This is a genomic window from Pseudomonas sp. PA-4-8C (assembly GCF_021606625.1).
Lineage (GTDB): Bacteria > Pseudomonadota > Gammaproteobacteria > Pseudomonadales > Pseudomonadaceae > Aquipseudomonas > Aquipseudomonas lactis.
The window spans coordinates 1-2,889 of the sequence record NZ_WKCD01000432.1 but is presented as its reverse complement, the minus strand read 5'-3'; the positions used below and the strand labels follow the sequence as shown (position 1 = coordinate 2,889).

At 62.8% G+C, this 2,889-nt stretch carries 3 protein-coding genes; all 3 read left to right on the top strand.

Annotated features, from left to right (window positions below; translation table 11 throughout):
• A partial coding sequence (locus GIW04_RS29485) for a sigma 54-interacting transcriptional regulator (RefSeq protein ID WP_236479512.1) occupies positions 1 to 759 on the top strand: 759 nt, incomplete at its 5' end.
• A 110-nt stretch (positions 760 to 869) separates the two neighbouring features.
• Positions 870 to 2,081 carry a sensor histidine kinase gene (locus GIW04_RS29480; RefSeq protein ID WP_003192964.1) on the top strand — a complete coding sequence of 404 codons (1,212 nt, stop codon included), beginning with the start codon at positions 870 to 872 and terminating at the stop codon, positions 2,079 to 2,081.
• Positions 2,082 to 2,085: 4 nt separating this feature from the next.
• Positions 2,086 to 2,889 (top strand): sigma-54-dependent transcriptional regulator (locus GIW04_RS29475; RefSeq protein ID WP_236479511.1); only part of this gene is annotated, 804 nt, incomplete at its 3' end.

The window sequence follows — 2,889 nt, the reverse complement described above, 5'->3', positions numbered from 1 at the left end:
GGCGGCACCCTGTTCCTCGACGAAATCGGCGACATGCCGTTGCCGATGCAGGTCAAGCTGCTGCGCGTATTGCAGGAGCGCACCTTCGAGCGCGTGGGCAGCAACAAGACCCAGAGCGTGGACGTGCGCATCATTGCCGCCACCCACAAGAACCTCGAAAGCATGATCGAGGTCGGCAGCTTCCGCGAAGACCTGTACTACCGCCTCAACGTATTCCCTATCGAGATGGCCCCGCTGCGCGAGCGCGTGGAAGACATCCCGCTGTTGATGAACGAACTGATCTCGCGCATGGAGCACGAAAAGCGCGGCTCCATTCGCTTCAACTCTGCGGCAATCATGTCCCTGTGCCGCCACGGCTGGCCGGGCAACGTGCGCGAGCTGGCCAACCTGGTGGAGCGCATGGCGATCATGCACCCGTACGGGGTGATCGGCGTGGTCGAACTGCCGAAGAAATTCCGCTACGTCGACGACGAAGACGAACAGATGGACAGCCTGCGCAGCGATATGGAAGAGCGCGTGGCGATCAACGGCCATACTCCGGACTTCGGCGCCACCGCGATGTTGCCGCCCGAAGGCCTGGACCTTAAGGACTACCTCGGCAATCTCGAACAAGGGTTGATCCAGCAGGCCCTGGACGATGCCCATGGCATCGTGGCCCGCGCCGCCGAGCGCCTGCGTATCCGTCGCACCACCCTGGTGGAGAAGATGCGCAAGTACGGTATGAGCCGCAAAGAAGGTGATGAACAGGCGGATGATTGACGCCTGTTTTTCAACTATTTGATTTATAGGTAGATTTTTTTCGGCACGGGTATTGCTACAGCCCTCGCAACGTTCCGTTTAACTGACGGTCAGCCAAGCGAGAGAGCATCATGCCCCACGCCGCCCAACTATCTTCGGCCCCTGCCATACAGGGGCTGGTTTCGCCTGTAGAACCGCCAACCCGCCAGGGCCTGGAGCACGCGTTCTCGCAGTTCAACCAGATGTCGAGCCAGCTGACCGACTCCTACAGCCTGCTTGAGGCTCGGGTTTCCGAGCTTAAAGGCGAACTGGCGGTGGTCAGCGCCCAGCGTATGCAAGAGCTGGCCGAGAAAGAGCGTCTGGCCAACCGCCTGCAAAACCTGCTGGACCTGTTGCCCGGTGGCGTGATCGTCATCGACGACCAGGGCCGTGTGCGCGAAGCCAACCCGGCCGCCTGCGACCTGCTCGGCCTGCCGCTGGAAGGCGAGCTGTGGCGTGAAGTCATCACCCGCTGTTTTGCCCCCCGTGAAGACGACGGCCACGAAGTCTCTCTCAAGGACGGGCGCCGGCTGTCCATCGCCACCCGTTCCCTGGACGCCGAGCCTGGCCAGCTCGTGCTGCTCAATGACCTGACAGAAACCCGGCACCTGCAAGATCAGTTGGCCCGCCATGAGCGGCTGTCGTCCTTGGGCCGGATGGTCGCTTCCTTGGCGCATCAGATTCGTACGCCATTATCGGCGGCATTGATCTACGCCAGCCATTTGACTGACGAGCAATTACCGGCGGCCACCCACCAACGCTTTGCCGGGCGCCTCAAGGAGCGCTTGCATGAGTTGGAACACCAAGTGCGCGACATGCTGGTGTTTGCCCGCGGCGAACTTCCGCTGACCGATCGCGTTACCCCTGCCGGCTTGATGCAGTCGCTGCAAGCGGCAGCGGCGACCCATGTGCAAGAGGCCAACCTGCGTTGGCAATGCGACAGCCACCAGGGCGAATTGCTGTGCAACCGTGACACCCTGGTGGGCGCGCTGCTCAACCTGATCGAGAACGCCACCCAGGCCAGTGGCCCAGGTGCGCGATTGAAGGTGCACCTGTACACCCGCGAGCAAACCCTGCGCCTGTGCGTCAGCGACAGCGGCAGCGGTATTGCCCCGCAGGTGCTGCAGCGCCTGGGCGAGCCGTTTTTTACCACCAAGACCAACGGCACTGGCCTGGGCCTGACCGTGGTCAAGGCCGTGGCCCGTGCCCATCAGGGACAATTGCAGCTGCGTTCCCGCGTGGGGCGTGGCACCTGTGCATTGATGAGCTTGCCGCTGTTTACCAGTGCGGCAAGCGCGGAGTAAGAGGATGAAAACTATCAAGGTTTTATTGGTGGAAGACGATCGCGCCCTGCGTGAAGCATTGGCTGACACGCTGCTGCTAGCGGGCCATGACTACCGTGCGGTCGGCTCTGCCGAGGAAGCCTTGGAGGCGGTCGAACAGGAAACCTTCAGCCTGGTGGTCAGCGACGTCAACATGCCCGGCATGGACGGCCACCAGTTGCTCGGCCTGCTGCGGGTGCGCCAGCCGCAACTGCCGGTGCTGCTGATGACCGCCCATGGCGCGGTGGAGCGGGCGGTGGATGCCATGCGTCAAGGCGCAGCCGATTACCTGGTCAAGCCGTTCGAACCCAGGGCGTTGATCGAGCTGGTGGCCCGGCATGCCCTCGGCGTGATGCCCGCAGCCGACGGCGATGGCCCGATTGCCTTTGAACCGGCCAGCGCGCAATTGCTGGAACTGGCAGCGCGGGTAGCGCGCAGTGATTCCACCGTGCTGATTTCCGGCGAGTCCGGCACCGGTAAAGAAGTGCTGGCGCGGTATATCCACCAGCAATCGGGCCGTGCCAAGCAACCGTTCATTGCGATCAACTGCGCGGCGATCCCCGACAACATGCTCGAAGCCACCTTGTTCGGCCATGAAAAGGGCTCGTTCACCGGCGCCATCGCGGCCCAGGCCGGCAAGTTCGAACAGGCCGACGGCGGCACCATCCTGCTCGACGAAATCTCGGAAATGCCCCTGGGCCTACAAGCCAAGTTGCTGCGCGTATTGCAGGAGCGCACCTTCGAGCGCGTGGGCAGCAACAAGACCCAGAGCGTGGACGTGCGCATCATT